Annotated in this window: 19 protein-coding genes; 8 read left to right on the forward strand and 11 right to left on the reverse strand. The window is 52.5% G+C overall.

Features of this window, described 5'->3' with window-relative positions; translation table 11 throughout:
* The first annotated feature begins 385 nt into the window (after positions 1-385).
* On the forward strand, positions 386-1,162 hold the full coding sequence (locus tag AC07OI_RS12640; RefSeq protein WP_495257464.1) for an ATP-grasp domain-containing protein: 777 nt from the start codon (positions 386-388) through the stop codon (positions 1,160-1,162).
* 225 nt (positions 1,163-1,387) lie between these two features.
* On the opposite strand, the gene AC07OI_RS12645 is transcribed toward AC07OI_RS12640, so the two are convergent.
* From AC07OI_RS12645 to AC07OI_RS12665, 5 genes are all read right to left on the reverse strand, one after another.
* Positions 1,388-1,792: a hypothetical protein gene (locus AC07OI_RS12645; RefSeq protein ID WP_495257465.1), complete on the reverse strand. Its 405-nt coding sequence runs from the start codon at positions 1,790-1,792 to the stop codon at positions 1,388-1,390.
* A 308-nt stretch (positions 1,793-2,100) separates the two neighbouring features.
* Positions 2,101-2,436 carry an ExbD/TolR family protein gene (locus tag AC07OI_RS12650; RefSeq protein WP_495257466.1) on the reverse strand — a complete coding sequence of 112 codons (336 nt, stop codon included), beginning with the start codon at positions 2,434-2,436 and terminating at the stop codon, positions 2,101-2,103.
* A 127-nt stretch (positions 2,437-2,563) separates the two neighbouring features.
* Positions 2,564-3,001 (reverse strand): ExbD/TolR family protein, encoded by a 438-nt coding sequence (locus AC07OI_RS12655; protein WP_495257467.1) that lies wholly within the window; start codon positions 2,999-3,001, stop codon positions 2,564-2,566.
* 102 nt (positions 3,002-3,103) lie between these two features.
* Entirely contained in the window at positions 3,104-3,790 is a 687-nt protein-coding gene (locus AC07OI_RS12660; RefSeq protein ID WP_495257468.1) for a DUF3106 domain-containing protein, read from the reverse strand.
* A 160-nt stretch (positions 3,791-3,950) separates the two neighbouring features.
* Positions 3,951-4,883: a LysR family transcriptional regulator gene (locus AC07OI_RS12665; protein WP_495257469.1), complete on the reverse strand. Its 933-nt coding sequence runs from the start codon at positions 4,881-4,883 to the stop codon at positions 3,951-3,953.
* A 109-nt stretch (positions 4,884-4,992) separates the two neighbouring features.
* On the opposite strand from AC07OI_RS12665, the gene AC07OI_RS12670 reads away from it, so the two are divergent.
* The 5 genes from AC07OI_RS12670 to AC07OI_RS12690 all read left to right on the forward strand — a co-directional run bounded on the left by AC07OI_RS12670 (position 4,993) and on the right by AC07OI_RS12690 (position 8,855).
* Positions 4,993-5,967: a quinone oxidoreductase family protein gene (locus tag AC07OI_RS12670; protein ID WP_495257470.1), complete on the forward strand. Its 975-nt coding sequence runs from the start codon at positions 4,993-4,995 to the stop codon at positions 5,965-5,967.
* A gap of 10 nt (positions 5,968-5,977) precedes the next feature.
* Complete coding sequence (locus AC07OI_RS12675; protein ID WP_492701667.1) at positions 5,978-6,442, forward strand: RidA family protein; 465 nt, start codon at positions 5,978-5,980, stop codon at positions 6,440-6,442.
* Positions 6,439-7,623 carry an aminotransferase class V-fold PLP-dependent enzyme gene (locus tag AC07OI_RS12680; RefSeq protein ID WP_495257471.1) on the forward strand — a complete coding sequence of 395 codons (1,185 nt, stop codon included), beginning with the start codon at positions 6,439-6,441 and terminating at the stop codon, positions 7,621-7,623. Before AC07OI_RS12675 ends, AC07OI_RS12680 begins: the two co-directional genes overlap by 4 nt.
* 248 nt (positions 7,624-7,871) lie before the next feature.
* Complete coding sequence (locus tag AC07OI_RS12685; RefSeq protein WP_495257472.1) at positions 7,872-8,432, forward strand: hypothetical protein; 561 nt, start codon at positions 7,872-7,874, stop codon at positions 8,430-8,432.
* Positions 8,433-8,450: 18 nt separating this feature from the next.
* Complete coding sequence (locus tag AC07OI_RS12690) at positions 8,451-8,855, forward strand: hypothetical protein (RefSeq protein ID WP_495257473.1); 405 nt, start codon at positions 8,451-8,453, stop codon at positions 8,853-8,855.
* A 94-nt stretch (positions 8,856-8,949) separates the two neighbouring features.
* Here the strand turns inward: AC07OI_RS12690 and AC07OI_RS12695 are convergent, their stop codons facing one another.
* On the reverse strand, positions 8,950-10,281 hold the full coding sequence (locus tag AC07OI_RS12695) for an aminotransferase-like domain-containing protein (RefSeq protein WP_495257474.1): 1,332 nt from the start codon (positions 10,279-10,281) through the stop codon (positions 8,950-8,952).
* A 91-nt stretch (positions 10,282-10,372) separates the two neighbouring features.
* Here AC07OI_RS12695 and AC07OI_RS12700 point away from each other — a divergent pair, with 91 nt between their 5' ends.
* Both AC07OI_RS12700 and AC07OI_RS12705 read left to right on the forward strand, forming a co-directional pair.
* Positions 10,373-10,969, forward strand: a complete 597-nt coding sequence (locus AC07OI_RS12700) for a DJ-1/PfpI family protein (RefSeq protein ID WP_495257475.1) — start codon at positions 10,373-10,375, stop codon at positions 10,967-10,969.
* A 56-nt stretch (positions 10,970-11,025) separates the two neighbouring features.
* The gene (locus AC07OI_RS12705; protein WP_495257476.1) at positions 11,026-11,319 is read left to right on the forward strand and encodes a hypothetical protein; all 294 of its coding nucleotides are present in this window, start codon (positions 11,026-11,028) and stop codon (positions 11,317-11,319) included.
* 140 nt (positions 11,320-11,459) lie between these two features.
* On the opposite strand, the gene AC07OI_RS12710 is transcribed toward AC07OI_RS12705, so the two are convergent.
* The 5 genes from AC07OI_RS12710 to AC07OI_RS12730 all read right to left on the reverse strand — a co-directional run bounded on the left by AC07OI_RS12710 (position 11,460) and on the right by AC07OI_RS12730 (position 15,060).
* Entirely contained in the window at positions 11,460-11,681 is a 222-nt protein-coding gene (locus tag AC07OI_RS12710; RefSeq protein ID WP_495257477.1) for a hypothetical protein, read from the reverse strand.
* Between the two features lie 185 nt (positions 11,682-11,866).
* A complete protein-coding gene (locus AC07OI_RS12715) occupies positions 11,867-12,598 on the reverse strand; it encodes a hypothetical protein (protein ID WP_495257478.1) in 732 nt (243 codons plus the stop codon).
* Positions 12,595-13,299: a hypothetical protein gene (locus AC07OI_RS12720; protein ID WP_495257479.1), complete on the reverse strand. Its 705-nt coding sequence runs from the start codon at positions 13,297-13,299 to the stop codon at positions 12,595-12,597. Before AC07OI_RS12720 ends, AC07OI_RS12715 begins: the two co-directional genes overlap by 4 nt.
* Positions 13,300-13,328: 29 nt before the next feature.
* The gene (locus AC07OI_RS12725) at positions 13,329-14,516 is read right to left on the reverse strand and encodes a trans-sulfuration enzyme family protein (RefSeq protein ID WP_495257480.1); all 1,188 of its coding nucleotides are present in this window, start codon (positions 14,514-14,516) and stop codon (positions 13,329-13,331) included.
* A gap of 25 nt (positions 14,517-14,541) precedes the next feature.
* Entirely contained in the window at positions 14,542-15,060 is a 519-nt protein-coding gene (locus AC07OI_RS12730; RefSeq protein WP_495257481.1) for an isochorismatase family protein, read from the reverse strand.
* Positions 15,061-15,071 lie beyond the last annotated feature (11 nt).

Genomic DNA, 15,071 nt, shown 5'->3' on the forward strand with positions numbered 1-15,071 from the left:
CTCGGCTAATCGCACGCATGTTTTCCAACTGCACTACCTCAAATGAATATGTTAGCCGTGTCGTTGAGATAAATCTCCTGCAGAAATCACAGCCCCTATAAGCGAATTCACGGCAATGGTGAAAATGGGAAAATCTTAGGGCGCATTGTAATGTGTCGCATGTACGCGATGCACACGTCACAGATTTCTTAGTAGGTAATGATCTCATACGGCGCATTACAATGCGCCCTACTTCACGGCGACTTTGGCATTTATTCGTTAGTGAAAAACACAACGTGCGTGCAATTTTTCTGCGTTACTAGAACGCACCTCAGCCTATTGATGAAATGAGTTCTAAATAAACGAGAAAAAGCACCAGCCTTTGAAAATACTGACGAAACAAAATATGCAACTCCTTTATCCCTGCAATCCATTCGACAAAAATACGCCTGATGAAAAGTACGAAGAAGAATTCAATGCTGCGAAAGCAGCAGGGTTGACCTGTTTCCTGTTTTCTGAGGATGATTTTGAATCGGGAGAATTCAAGCCAAGGCCGCTCCAGCAGTTTCAGGGAGAGATGCTATATCGCGGCTGGATGCTGACGCCTGAACGCTATGCCGCTCTGGCGCAGGCAGTGGCGGCAAAAAATGCGAGCTTGATCAATTCCCCCAGCCAGTACAAGCAATGTCACTATCTGCCAGAATGGTATCCGGCCTGCGAAGACCTTACACCGAAAACCATTTTCCTGTCGCGCGATGCTGATATCGATGCTGCACTTGCAGCGACAGGATGGCAAGCATTTTTCGTCAAAGACTATGTAAAATCACTGACGACGAGCCGCGGATCAATCGCCCGCAATGCCGCAGAAGTGCGCGAAATTATCGATCTGATAGACCGCTATCGTGGCCAGATAGAAGGTGGCGTTTGCGTGCGTGAATATGAAGCGCTTTTGCCAGAAACCGAAGAACGCTATTTCATCTATCAGGGCCGGGCCCATGCGCGTGATGATGTCGTACCAGACATCGTACAAAAGATTGCACAAGGTATTTCCAGCCCTTTCTTTTCCATCGACATAGTCTTGAACAGCGCGGGTGTGCCTAGGCTGATAGAACTGGGTGATGGTCAGGTTTCTGATCGCAAAAAATGGGATGCGGGGAAGTTTGTAGGGATGTTCAAGATATAGCGGATATCGGTTCAGAAATCCGTTTAGTACCAGGTCTTGCAATACTGTTGGGCGAGTTAAAAAGGTGATTGGATTGGTCAACCCAAATTGTATTCAGGCCATCCCAGCGCAGGTTGGGATCCATCTGCGCAAGATCCGTTTGTGTGAAGTGGGATATACGATTTAAGGGGAAATCGAACGTTCGACATGCGTACGATTACGTTTCACTAATCTTAGCTACGAAGCTCAGGTACCGCCTGCATGCAAAAGCTCATAGAGCAGGGTGCCCAGGTAGGTGAGGCTTACTATCGCTCCACACATGAAAACAATAGTGAAGACTGCGAACAAAACGCGCTTGATGGAGAGTTCTCCATGGTGTGCTGGTGCGGGCGTTTTTCCAAAAACTACCCGGTAAGCGCCAACGATCATGAACGCATACGAAAGCAAGACGGGCAGCATCGCCAGGCCCGGTGCTTTGGGCATGGCGAAGATCAGCGAGCCGCTCAGTGCAAAGCACAGCAGGCCAATGGCAAGGCAAAGCAAACCATTCTTGCGTATCTCTGCGGAAGTAGCTCCAGGTCTTGGCGAGAACGACTCAGTGACGGCGTCCAGCGCCTTCTCTGCATTGCGGAGTATTGAAAATAGCTGCATTTGATTTAAGTGCTTAAGGCTGAGGTGGCGGTATCATCGCCACCCGAAAATGAATAATTATGGCATACCAACGCCACTTGTCACTAACACAGGACGCAGGAAAATGTATAAACAGGGTTTGATACCGGCAAGGTGCTTTCTGACTTGTTATCTTTGATGTAAAGCTTCAGGGTGTCGATTTACCGTGAAAGAAGGAAATTGGCACCCCAACGTTCAAAAAAGATGCTGCCTGACAAACACATGCGATACGGTGGTGACAAGAGATATGTTGTTAGCACCTGCATTTTGCAGGCTGTTGGTAGCTGCTGTCACTGCCGCGTGGCTAGCCATAAAGATGGCCTTAAGTTTATTTCTGGTTGTTCTGACGCTATCCTGATCAGACGTTGTTGCAACTCTTTTTCAGATATAGCGACACCATTCCAAAGCAGGGTGTCATCAAAATCAATGTCGATGTTGATGCCGACTATGCCGCAATTGCTGGTCCAAGGCATGCCTATGTCCATCAGTAACATATTTCTTTTTGGTGCCACACCAGCGATCATCACCATCATGAGTACCAGCAGGATGCCAATAAGCGGTGCCATATTCACTTCCAGAAAACGCTCAGTGTCTTTGTCTTGCTCAAGTGAGTCAGAAAAAACCATGATGTATCCTTAAGAAAGTGCAGATGCCTTGGCATTACATTAATTCAAGCAGGATGCAAGTGCATGCCAGTTCTTGCAACTCTACTTCCCCGTCACCGGCACATCAGCCTGAAAAGCCGGTGTGGTCCTACGACACTGTCCTGAACTCACTTATTTCCAGAAGTATGCTGTCTATTCCGCTGCGCCGTATGCTATTGGTAACCGATACCAGGCTCGCATGACTGGTCATGAAAGATGGTTTCAAGTACACCACTGGTGGTAAGGCTTCGGTCTTGCTTATCTGCGACAAGCGGGTTTGCATTTCCTCAAGAGATATCACATGCCCGTCCCACAATATGTTGTCATCAAAGTCTATGGTGATTTTTGTAAAGGATATTTCGGCCATACCGTCGCAGGCAACATTGATTGGGGGTGGCAACTTCCATAGCAAAATATCCCGCTGCCCAGGTATGCTCGTGATCATCACCAGCAATAGCACCAGAATGACACCAATAAATGGTGCCATATTCATGCCCAATAAACGATCAGTGTCGCTGTTTTGCCCGGATGAGGTAGAAAAAACCATGAAGGCATCCTGATGGAAATGTGATGCCTGAGAATTACATTAATCTGATCAGGATGCAAGTACCTGAAGGTGGCTGTATGCCAGTTCCTTGCCTTAAAATACTTACTTCACCACCACAGGCAAATCACCATTACTGGCTGGTGAAGCTGATACTTCTACGTCAGATGTCACGCTACCAGAGGCTGAATTTTGTTCTGTCGCAGATGTGATGGCATTTTCTGCACTAGCGGTAGTGATGTTGTTCGCCAGGGTTTTTGGTGTTTGTGATGTCACGAACTGGAAAGGCGCACCACTGGCCAGGAATTGTTTTTTCTCTGTTGGCAATTGCTGGTACAGCTCCCATTGTTTGTTTTTTTGGGCGGCTTCGATTTTTTTAGCCTGTGAGTAATGCAGGCGGGCGATCTGTTTTTCTTCGGGACTGAGCTGTGCCCATAATTCCATACGCCTTTGCATGCGCTTTTGTTCTTCAGGCTTCAGGCTGGCATAGCGGTCTGCAATGTTGACCCACTTTGCTTTGTTCCTGTCGTCCAGCTTGTCCCATTGCGACACCAGCGGCGACAAGGTTTTTTGCTGGGCAGCGCTTAACTGCTTCCAGTCTGATTTGCCAACCAGGCGGGAGGCTGGTTTGGCATTGCCTGCTGCCAGTTTGACGGCATTGCTGGCTTGAAGGCTGGCAACAACAGCTTGCCTGGTTTCATGGATATTGAACAACAGCAGTCCGGCCAACGCTGCTATACCTGCTACAGCGCCAATGCTGGCCAGGTCTATGGTTTTGTTCACTGGTTTCATGAAGCGACTCTCGAAGTAAGGCTGCAGAAGTATGGCTGTAATGCCCTTATTTTAATCTTCATTTGGATTTTCGTCAGGGCTATGTCCGGTATTCAGACAGTTGAATCAGCCTAAGGTTCAATTTGCCCGGCAAAAGTGGTTTCCCTCCAGGACGGAGTATTTATTTTTCTGTTACCTGCAAGACATGATGCTCGTTGTCGAACTTATCCACTTCCAGCTGCCACAGCCGCGCCTGCTCACGCAGCCAGCCTGTAAACGCTTGCACTTCGGGCAAGGTGGCGCTGTCTTCCCGCAAGACCAGCAGATTGTCGCGTGAGGTAGGGCAGATGGTATCGCTAGCCAGTACCAGACTACCAGCCTGCAGGCGACGCCAGGCGATACTCAGGCGTCCCAGGGCGATGCCCTGGCTGTGCTGGGCGGCTTCGAGCAAGACATCGGCATCGTTATATGCCTGGCCCTGCAAAGTGAAATCTTCGGGCAGGCCAGCGGCGGACAACCAGTTTGCCGGGTCCAGTGACAGGTGTTGCAGCATGGCTGATGCGGGCCACAGGCGCGCATCTGTGCCCAGCCTGGCTTTAAGTTCTGGCGAAGTCATGGCCAGCAGCCTATCCGTGAACAGGGTTTCGCAAATCTGGTCCGTGCTTTGCCTGGCACCGTGGCGTATCGCCACCATCGCCACACGCGGGGCGGCGCGCACCAGGGCATAGTCGGTATCGATGATCAGGCGTATGTGAGGATGGATAGCGCTGAAGCTGGCCAGCCGTGGCAGCAACCATTCTTTGGCAATCGATGCCAGAGTGGTGATGTGCAGGGTTTTTTGCGTAGCATCTGCCGGTGGATAGATGGCCTGGTGCAGGGCCGACAAGGGACCTGCCAGGCGTGTCAACAGGGCTGCGCCGTCATCCGTCAGGCTGACCCTGGGGCCATGGCGCTTGAACAGGGTCAGGCTGCTCCAGTCTTCCAGTTGGCGTATCTGGCGGCTGATGGCACCCGGCGTCAGGCTCAGCTCATCGGCAGCGCGGCTAAAACTGCCCAGGCGCGAGGCTGCCTCAAAAGCTTGCAGCGTGAACAGGGGCGGCAGTTTTCCTTGCATATTGAATTTTCCTCACTTTCATATTGCGAAAGTATCGTTTTTTACTCACCTATATTACGACAATAATGGTGCCACTAAGTTCGGTATCAACATGTTTAAGGGAAATACCATGCAAGCAATTATCGTGAACCAGTTTGGCGGGCCTGAGCAATTACAACTGCAGGAAGTGTCTGCACCAAGTGGCGAGGTTATCGTCAATGCTGCCTGGGCAGGTGTGAATTTTGTTGATATCTACCAGCGCGAAGGCCGCTACCCTGGTGTCAGGCAAGTCTGGCCCATGGGCATAGAGGGTACTGGCATCATCGCTACAGCACCGGCGGGCAGCGGCTGGCACGCAGGTGACCGGGTAGCCTACACCACGGGCGTGCAGGGTACTTATGCCAGCCAGGTGGCCGTACCTGCCGCCAATCTGATACGCATACCGGATGCAGTCAGCCTGCGTGATGCCTGCGCCTCCATAGAACATGGCCTTACCGCCATCATGCTGGCTGATGATGTGGCGCGCTTGCCGGTATCTGGATCAGTGCTGGTGCATGCTGCTGCCGGTGGCGTCGGCGGCTGGCTGGTGCAATTGCTGGTGGCACGCGGCCTGACGGTGTTTGGTACGGCATCGTCTGCCAGCAAGGCTGACTGGTTGAGCAGTGTTGGCGCGCAGCCTGTGGCTTATGCGGACGGTAAAGACTGGGTCGCCCACGTGCTGGATAAAACCCAGGGACGTGGTGTAGCTGTGGCGTTTGACTCCGTCGGCAAAAGCACCTTCACCCAGAGCCTGGATGTCGTCGCCCCTTGCGGTCACGTCATTTTGTTTGGCGCAGCCAGCGGCCAGCCTGATCCTGTTGATGTCTTGCAACTCATGAAGAAGAGCATCACCCTGACACGCCCGGTCTTGCCGCATTACCTGAACACATCCGCTGCCCTGCAGGCGCATGCCAGCAAAGTGTTTGATTACCTGGCCAATGGCACGGTGAAGCTGCGTATCCATGCCGAATATGCGCTGGCAGATGTTGCGCAAGCTCATATTGCACTGGCAGAGCGCGGCACCCAGGGCAAGCTTTTGTTATCGATTAATTCCACCCTCGCTTAAAAATACAACCATGACTAGCATCTCAAAAAAATTGCAAGAACTCGGCCACACCCTGCCGCCCGTCAAAGCACCAGCGGCGAATTACCTTAGCTATACCTTGCAGGGTAACCAGCTCATCATCGCCGGGCAAATCGGCAACCCCGGCACTGCCAAGGGCGGCGTGCTGGGTGCAGGCGGCTCGGTAGAGGCCGCACACAAAGAAGCTGAAATGGCGGCACTGCGCTTGTTGGCCGTGATAGATGCCGTTACCGGTGGCGATATCACGCGCATAGTCCAGGTGCAGCGCCTGGGTGTCTTCATCGCGGCCAGCCCGGACTTTGACGGCCACAGCGCCATAGCCAATGGCGCATCTGATCTCTTTGTTGCTGTCCTCGGTGAGCGTGGTCGCCATGCGCGTACGGCGATAGGTGTATCCAGTTTGCCCACAGGTGCAGCGGTGGAAGTCGATGCGATTGTCACTCTGGTGGCAGCATGATCAGTGTTGAACAACTGGCGCAATTGCGTGCTCAAACGCCGGGCATCGATAAGGGTACGCACCTGAATCATGCTGGTGCCTCGCTATTGCCGCAAGCTGCACTGCAGGCCATCCATGCTCATCTGGATCTGGAAGCACAAGTCGGCCCCATGGAGGCTGCCTTGCTGGTAGCCGACAGATTGCAAGCCCTGCGCGAAGATGCCGCAGCGCTCATCAACGCCAGCAGCGATGAAATCGCCCTTATGACATCTGGCTCCAGCGCCTTTGGCAGCGCTTTCGCCGCCATGCCCAGCTTGCAGCAGGGTGACCGCATACTGGTAGGGCGGCAAGAGTGGGGCGGCAACCTGGCAAACTACCAGCGCGCCGCACAACTTGCGGGCGCAAGGGTAGAAAGCATCCCCTGCCATGCCGACGGCAGTGTTGATGCCAATGCGCTGGCGCAGATGATCGATAAGCATGTGCGCCTGATCTCACTGACCTGGCTACCCGCCAATAGCGGCCTCATCAATGATGCCGCAGCCATCGGCAAGGTCGCGGTCGCCGCAGGTGTGCCCTATATCATCGACGCCGGGCAAGCCCTGGGCCAGGTGCCGGTCGATGTCAAAGCCCTGCAATGTGATGTATTAAAAAGCGCAGGCCGCAAACACTTGCGCGGGCCTCGCGGCACGGGCTTGCTATATGTGCGCAAATCATTCCTGGACAAGCTCGAACCTGCCTGGGTGGATGTCTCATCTGCCCCCCTGGCAGAAGATGAAATCAATCTACGCAATGACGCCCGCCGCTTTGAAACCAGCGAAGCCGCAGTCGCCCTGCAACTGGGTTTGGCCGAGTCCGTCAAACTGGCATTGAACATGGGTGTCGCCAACCTGGGTGCTGTGAGTGCAGTATTGGCAAAAGCCTGCCGCGAGCGTCTGGCAAGTATCCCCGGCGTCAGCCTGCATGATCTGGGTGCGGGGCCGCAGTCAGGCATAGTCGCCTTCAACCTGCATGGTCATGATGCGATGGCATTAAAAAACAAACTCGCCCAGCAACGCATCTACATAGGCGCAAACGGTGTGCCTTATACCCCGCTGGACATGCAGGAACGTGGCCTGCACAGCATAGCGCGGGCTTCGTTTTCTTACTTGAATACTTTGGATGATGTGGAAGTGCTGGCGCGGGCGCTGGAAGCGTTGGCCTGATTTTGCAGAATATGCCGTGACCTAGGGCGCATTTCAATGCGCCGCATGGTGCCACAACATCTCGGGACAAAAAATCTGTGCCGCGCAGACGCATGCAGGAATCTTGCGTGTCCCCAATCATGGCTGACCCGGCCATTTGACAAATCGCTGTCCGCCATGGTTTCATTTGTCATCCTCTCTGCCGCCTTGTAAGTCAAGTTCTCATTGGCGAAGCACAGAAAAACATATAAAAAATCCGGGAAGACACCATGGGACTGTTCGACTTTTTCAAAAGCAAACCACCGGCACGTGCATCGCTGAAACAATTGTCTTACAACATTGCTTACCAGATATTGCCGCATTATGTCTTCCGCCAGGCGGCACAATTATTTGATATCGTCGCAAAGGCCGACGAGAATTCTTACTACCTGTTTTATCACCTCAGTTGCAAAGCGCAGGAAATACCCAGCCTGCAGGAAGAGGCCATGCAATACCGCTGGCACCAGTTTGAGCTGGATGCCACCCATAGCTTGCTGGTGCTGGTTTATCCGCAAGCTGCACCAGTAGACCTGACTGGCAAGTCGCTGGAAGAAGTCAAGCAAAGTGCTGGCACCTGGGTACTGGCACCGCATTTTTCTGGTGTCGTACGCAACAAGACCAGCCAGCATATTCGCTACTATGTATTGGGGCAGACTTCCATGGGCGGCGGCACGGTCTTGCGCGAGATCGATGACATGGGGACGAATGCCAATCTTGGTGCGGGGCCTGAACCGGCGCTGGATGCATTTGTAGAATTGATGAGGCAGCGGCTTGAGGTGCAGGCTGGTTGAATATACAGGAAGTGCGCCATGTTAAAAAAAGAATTGCTTAACTTGCTTGAAGTTATGCAAGAAAGATCGGATATCGAATACCAAGAAGGTGGCCTCGTGTACACATATACTGAGGCATCTAGGCAAGCACATTGCCGCCTGAGTAAACCAGGACAAACTGCTTTATCGACTTTAGATATGAAGGAATTCGCCAGGTTTTTGCAGCAGACTCAGAGTGAGGCGGAGTTCGGTGTAAAAGAGCCTAATGCTGAATCGATCTCATTGGCAAATAAGTTCATAAATATGCTCAAATCTGATCTTGAATATGATGAGATCGTATTTTCAACAGTTGATGAATGGTTTGACATGGAAATTATTTTCTCCATGGCGCGTCGATCTGATAACCGCTTTTACGAGCTTAGGCTTTGGTGGTCTGTGGATTAATACTCCGTTGAAAAATAATCTGTGTTGTTGAATTGGGTTTCTGGTTCAGAGTAAGAACTGAAAATTAAACGATGCAAGGTTTTTTAGGAAGCAATCAATACGCATATTGATTGATCACGTACCTGACTTTTTCAAGCGCGCTTTTAAGCACATCCATATCGACCGACCCCAGCGCCAGACGTATCGCATGCGGCACATGCTCCGTCGTCGCAAAGGGTTCAGCCGTTGATACCGCAATGTGTTCCCGTTCCAGCGCGATGGCAAGCTGGTCAGCACGAAGTTCTGCTGGCAGCGGCAGCCAGATAAAATACGATGCAGGGTGGCTGGTGTAGTTAAATCCCGCAAGTACTTTGCCAGCCAGGGTTTGCCTGGCTTTGGCATCTGCACGCTTTTCTTTCTCCAGTCGGGCTACCGTGCCATCATCGAGCCAGTTGCACACCAGCGCTGTCATGAGGGCAGGGGTATTCCAGGTCGTGGCCCGTATGGCGCGTTCAATTGCGCTCACCCATTGCGCGGGCGCTGCAACATATCCTACCCTGAGCCCGGTGGACACATTCTTGGAGAAGCCGGATATATACACCGTCAGTTCTGGTGCCAGCGCAGCCAGTGGTGCAGGTGGCTTGTTTGCCAAAAACGCATAAGCGGCATCTTCTATGATGAGCAGCCCATGTTTGCGTGCAATACTCACCAGCTCTTGTCGCCATTGCGTGCCCATGACAAAGCCCAGTGGATTGTGCATGGTTGGTATGGTGTACACCGCCCGTACTTTGCGCCGCTTGCATAACTTCTCCAGCGCGTTCAGATCAGGGCCATGTTCGTTCATGGGGATAGGCAACAATTCCAGACGCTGCGCTTCGGCTACCACCTTGAAGCCGGGGTAAGTCAGCGCATCTGCCGCCACCACATCACCAGGCTGCAGCAAAGCCATCACTGTCGCAGCCAGGCCATGCTGGGCACCACTGACGATGAGCAATTGTTCGCCATGTATATTCAATCCACGGCTGGCAAGGTGGCGTGCGATAGCGGCCCGCTCATGCTGCCGGCCAGCATGTGGCTGATAGCGCAGCAGGGCATCAAGGTCACCTGAGGATGCCAGTTGACGCAGCGCAGTGCGCAATAATTCAGTCTGGCCCGGCAAAGATGGATAATTAAAATTCAGGTCAACCATCCCCGTTGCGGTTGCATGCTGATCTATGCCATGGCCAGGGGAGAGTGCAGTTTCGCGCACGAAGGTACCGCGCCCAGTTTCGCCACTGACCAGCCCCATGGCTTCCAGCTCAGCATAAACACGGGTAGCAGTCACCAGGGCCAGGCCATGCTTTGCCGCGAGTTGGCGGTGTGTAGGCAGGCGTGTGCCGGGCGGTAAATGGCCTGAACGTATCTCACTGGCAAAGCTATCGACTAAAACTTTATAACGGCTGTTCATCGCAAAGCGTATCCATGACAATTATTTGATTGTATTGTTTTGTCAGTCTATTATGCCTCATCGCCATTCCATTGATAAAGAAAGAGCAGACATGCATATCGCTATCCTGACATTTGAGGGCTTTAACGAACTTGATTCACTGATTGCCCTCGGCATCCTGAACCGCATCAAGACACCCGGCTGGCGCGTGTCCATCGCCAGCCCCACGGCTCAGGTGCGCTCGATGAACGGCCTCTTGCTTGAATCACAGATATCCCTGGCAGAAGCGAATACGGCAGACGCCGTCATCGTTGGCAGCGGTATGCGCACGCGCGAAGTAGTGGCAGATGCTGCCCTGATGGCGCAATTGCAGCTTGATCCAGCCAGACAATTACTGGCCGCGCAATGCTCAGGCACATTGATACTCGCCAAGCTGGGTTTGCTCAACAGCGTGCCAGCCTGCACTGATCTCACCACCAAACCATGGGTGCAGGAAGCCGGAGTTGAGGTGCTAAGCCAGCCCTTCTTCGCAAAGGACAATGTCGCCACAGCTGGCGGTTGCCTGGCATCGCAATACCTGGCCGCCTGGATCATCGCCCGTCTGGCAGGCATCGAGGCGGCAGAAGGCGCCATCCACTACGTTGCGCCGGTGGGCGAAAAAGACGATTATGTGGCGCGGGCCATGCGCAACATTGAACCTTATTTGTGACGTCCGGCGATACGTTCAGGATAATATGCGTGTTCCCGATTTGAACGCGACCGTATATGAATGAACACCTTGCCTACTTCAAGGAACTTGTAGAGCCCCGGATGCCAGCTTCCTATGTCCTGACCTGGACTGAATATCTGGAGGGCGATTTTGGTGATTTGAACAGACTGGAATTTTCATCCTCCTCCAAAATCGGGGCGATAGATTTTTGGTCTAAAGACTGGCTGGCAATTGATGTTGTCGATCTTGGTCTGGGAGACCAGGTATTGAATGTGCTTTATTCACCAGATCAGATGCATGAAATCCCGGCAGGCTTTGCGAGGTTGCTGGAAATTTTGTCAGTGTCGTAGGTACGATTAGCGGCGCGTAATCGTACGTATGTTGCACATGTAAATGGCTGCAGGTCCCCCCATGTTTTTGATGTCGTTTACCAGGCATGCGTGCGATTACGCTGCGCTAATCGCACTTACAGAGTCGATTTAATTCCGCATTATTCGACTACTTGCAGCCAGCGTTTCTCCTGAATGGTGCGTTCTTTGAAATACTTGCGTGGATTACCACACATATGGCAACTGCAGTTTGTTGGAGTATGCAAAGCTATACCCAGGCGCAAGATACTGAGTTTTTCTTCCCAGCTATAAAAATAATGCTGACGTTTCTTTTTCAAACGCGCAGCATGGTGCCTGCGCAAAGAACGTGAGAGATATTTCATGATAGTTCCTCATTACCCCGGGCGGCCCGATTGCCGCCTTGTGGAGCATGAAGAAATTTTTATTGTGCTGGTTCATGATAGACACTCCTGATGTAGATACTTTCTGTAGTTATGGGCAAGCCACGAATTTGCAAGTGCATTAAGGTTTCACCGTGCTGCAGAGTTTTTTACTCAGACCTGACTTCCTATTTGGAGAAATATTCTACGCTCATGTATTTTCTCTCTTTGTCATATCTCGCCAGAGCTACGCCGGCATGCATGCCTATGATGAACTGATCATCCGACAGGGCAAGATTGGCAGGAACACTGTACCAGGGGGCGTCGTGGATCAGCACTTCGCGCCTGGTTTTACCATGACTAAATTCCAGTACTTCCAGATCATTACGTGTCAGTATATATACCCGATTATTGGCTATGGCGATATCCACAACTGCGCCCGCTAGTGATGTGACAGATACGAGCATCGGTTTCTTACCACTTTCATCCAGGCGATAAAGGTGGCCCTGATCCATACTCAAGTGAGCCAGCCCTGTGAGTATATAGATCTGTTCGTCCAGCCTGAAAAATCCCCGGGTGTTTTCCTTGCTGAGTATCAGCTTCTGGCCTTGCTCGTCAATAGCGATGAGTTCGCCGCCAAATTCACCATTGTCATGAGCTTCATAGTGATATTGCTTGCTGCTCATGTTAAAAGTGATGCCATTTGGGCGACGCAATCCTTCTGTGACAAGCAAGGTTCCCTGATCTGTCTTGACACCGTAGAACGGCAGATTGATACGGTCCATGCTGATCCCCCCTCTACGCTGGCGCACTTGCTTGCTAAACCCCTGGGCTTGCAATTGCACGGCGAAGTCGCTGGCTTGTGTCTGGCAGCAGATGGTGAGTGCAAAAAGTACAGCGGTGAGTCTGACTTTCTTCATGACATTTTTGCCTGGGACGATGGCATGGATTGTAACCCCAACGCATCCAGATACAACGCCAACTCCTCCGGTGCTTCGTGCATGATAAGTATGTAAGGATATAGCGAGGATTCTTTTTTATAAAGCAAAGTCGCATGCTGGCCGCTCAGGTAGCAGTGCTTCAAACTCCTGGTCCAGGCAAGTTTGCTACCGGTGTTGTTGATACGGTAGTACACGATCACATCGTCGCGCAATTCATATTCTGCCCTGAAGGGCAGGGCTTTTTTTGCGATTCTGAGCATACTGGAAGCCCTGGTTCTTGCCAGCCATCGCCAGTAGGGTTTGACCAGATTGTCGCGTCTGGCGATGAACTTGTCCATATCCCTGGTCAGGAAAAAAGCAACTGAAAACAGGGTGAAGAAAGCAATATCGAGCTTGATACTCTGCCTGCTGATGCTGTCGAGGTAAATCATGGCTACTGACAGGCATAGCCCCAGGGCGATGACATATTTTAATGAACCCTGCATGCGTAGTTGCAATTTGCTGAGTATGAAGCGCTGGCGAAATACCACAAGGCGTTCATGCATCATCGCGGCCAACTCTGTTTCCAGGGCTGCGCAAAAATCCGCTGTTACCTGCACCTGCACCTGCAAATGCATGCGCCGTGCGTCTGCGTTCTTGGCTTCAGTTGCCTGGGAGTGTGTATTGATGCTTTCATCCATTGTCGCTGCATGCCCTGTCTGGTCCCTGTTTATGCAGATGCCAGTTTATCATGTGGTTTTGCTTGCGACACCATTTCAGGCAATGCGGCCAGCGCACGTTCAAGATCAGCCTGCAAATCATCAACATGTTCGATGCCCACATGCAGGCGTAGCAGCCAGCCGGTTTTGGGGGCGCGTTGTGGTGCGACGGCGATCAGGCTATGCACGCCACCCCAGCTATTGCCCAATGTAAAAACCTGCAAGGCGGCGACAAAACTTTCGATCGCTTCGAGATTATCTTGCTTCAAAGTGAACGACAATAAGCCGTTACCCAGTTTGAAATCGCGCTTCCATAAATGATGATAAGCATCACCTGGCAGTGGTGGGTAATTGAGCTGGTCTATTGCTGCATGGGTTTGCAAAAATTCTGCAATGCGCAGGGCAGATGCATACTGGCGTTCCAGCCGCAATGCCAGCGTGGGCAGGCCGCGCAGAGCCAGAAAGCATTCATCGGGTGCAACGTAATAACCTAGCAGTTCTGCCGTGTCGCGCAGGCTGCGATATGCAGTTTCATCGCGTGTGCTGACTGCGCCCATCAGCAAGTCAGAATGCCCACCCACATATTTGGTCAGGGCTTGTATGCTGAAATCCACGCCAGCATCCAGCGCCCGGAACCCCAGTGCCGTAGCCCAGGTATTGTCCATCGCCACCTTGATCTGGCGCACATGGGCAGCGGCGACGATGGCGGGTATGTCCTGCATTTCCATGCTGTTCGAGGCAGGGCTTTCCGTCCATACCAGTTTGGTAGCGTCTTCAAAAAAATCAGTGATGCCAGTACCTATATCATTGGGGTAGATGGTATGACGCACCCCCCATTTGGCGAACAGGGTTTTGGTGGTTTCCAGCGTGGGGCCATAAATGGAGTCAGGCAAAAGCACATGGTCACCTGCGCTCAGCGACATGCTGTTGACCAGGACGATGGCGGCCAGGCCAGTCGGCACCAGCACCGTGTGGCCGCCACCTTCCAGCTCAGACAGTTTATTGGCCAGCGCATAGTGTGTGGGCGTGCCGTTTTGTCCATAGCTGTATCCGGTATGCGCTTGCGCCTGCCTGCGCAGGAAGGACGCGACATCCGGGAAGACGATGGTGGATGCGTGAAACACGCCTTGCGACAGCGATGCAAATCCTGGCGGGATATCGCTGGCAGGTTGTGCCAGTCCGGTGCTGATGTCGGTCATGGTTTTCCCCATCTCATAAAGTGAATCAGAATGGTAATTGCGCAGCAGGGATGACATTGATCTGCCCCATCTCGCTCCAGACCCAGTTGTGGTGATTGCTGATCGTCGGTGCATCCAGGTGCGGGCGATTGCGCGTGGTGTGCGCGTCAGCAATCACATTGGTCTTGATACCCAGCGCTGCTGCCTGACGTATCGCACTGTCGAGGCAAAATTCGCTGGCATAGCCGCAGACAAAAATTTCGGCTATGCCGCGCTCCGCCAACCCGGCCTGGAAGCCGGTTTGCTGGAAGGCGCTGCTATGCTGTTTGGCACAAACATAGTCGCCAACCTGAGGAGCAATTGCAGCGGGGAACTGCCAGGTGTCTGACTCTTTTTCCCATGCAGTGCCTGCTTCATTATGCTGTACATATACGACGGGCATACCCGCCTTGCGAGCCCTGGCGATCAGGTCGCTGATGCGTGCCAGTATCACGTCTGCCTGATAGGCTGATGGTGCTATGAAGATGGCGTTCTGGAAATCGATGATGAGCAGGGCAGATGACATGGGTTTCTCCA

The sequence above is a fragment of the Undibacterium sp. GW821-FHT07F11 genome (genome assembly GCF_059418665.1).

Coding starts and splice junctions, on each gene's coding strand:
- AC07OI_RS12640 (WP_495257464.1), top strand. CDS start 386: ATGCAACTCCTTTATCCCTGCAATCCATTCGACAAAAATACGCCTGAT.
- AC07OI_RS12645 (WP_495257465.1), bottom strand. CDS start 1,792: ATGCAGCTATTTTCAATACTCCGCAATGCAGAGAAGGCGCTGGACGCC.
- AC07OI_RS12650 (WP_495257466.1), bottom strand. CDS start 2,436: ATGGTTTTTTCTGACTCACTTGAGCAAGACAAAGACACTGAGCGTTTT.
- AC07OI_RS12655 (WP_495257467.1), bottom strand. CDS start 3,001: ATGGTTTTTTCTACCTCATCCGGGCAAAACAGCGACACTGATCGTTTA.
- AC07OI_RS12660 (WP_495257468.1), bottom strand. CDS start 3,790: ATGAAACCAGTGAACAAAACCATAGACCTGGCCAGCATTGGCGCTGTA.
- AC07OI_RS12665 (WP_495257469.1), bottom strand. CDS start 4,883: ATGCAAGGAAAACTGCCGCCCCTGTTCACGCTGCAAGCTTTTGAGGCA.
- AC07OI_RS12670 (WP_495257470.1), top strand. CDS start 4,993: ATGCAAGCAATTATCGTGAACCAGTTTGGCGGGCCTGAGCAATTACAA.
- AC07OI_RS12675 (WP_492701667.1), top strand. CDS start 5,978: ATGACTAGCATCTCAAAAAAATTGCAAGAACTCGGCCACACCCTGCCG.
- AC07OI_RS12680 (WP_495257471.1), top strand. CDS start 6,439: ATGATCAGTGTTGAACAACTGGCGCAATTGCGTGCTCAAACGCCGGGC.
- AC07OI_RS12685 (WP_495257472.1), top strand. CDS start 7,872: ATGGGACTGTTCGACTTTTTCAAAAGCAAACCACCGGCACGTGCATCG.
- AC07OI_RS12690 (WP_495257473.1), top strand. CDS start 8,451: ATGTTAAAAAAAGAATTGCTTAACTTGCTTGAAGTTATGCAAGAAAGA.
- AC07OI_RS12695 (WP_495257474.1), bottom strand. CDS start 10,281: ATGAACAGCCGTTATAAAGTTTTAGTCGATAGCTTTGCCAGTGAGATA.
- AC07OI_RS12700 (WP_495257475.1), top strand. CDS start 10,373: ATGCATATCGCTATCCTGACATTTGAGGGCTTTAACGAACTTGATTCA.
- AC07OI_RS12705 (WP_495257476.1), top strand. CDS start 11,026: ATGAATGAACACCTTGCCTACTTCAAGGAACTTGTAGAGCCCCGGATG.
- AC07OI_RS12710 (WP_495257477.1), bottom strand. CDS start 11,681: ATGAAATATCTCTCACGTTCTTTGCGCAGGCACCATGCTGCGCGTTTG.
- AC07OI_RS12715 (WP_495257478.1), bottom strand. CDS start 12,598: ATGAAGAAAGTCAGACTCACCGCTGTACTTTTTGCACTCACCATCTGC.
- AC07OI_RS12720 (WP_495257479.1), bottom strand. CDS start 13,299: ATGGATGAAAGCATCAATACACACTCCCAGGCAACTGAAGCCAAGAAC.
- AC07OI_RS12725 (WP_495257480.1), bottom strand. CDS start 14,516: ATGACCGACATCAGCACCGGACTGGCACAACCTGCCAGCGATATCCCG.
- AC07OI_RS12730 (WP_495257481.1), bottom strand. CDS start 15,060: ATGTCATCTGCCCTGCTCATCATCGATTTCCAGAACGCCATCTTCATA.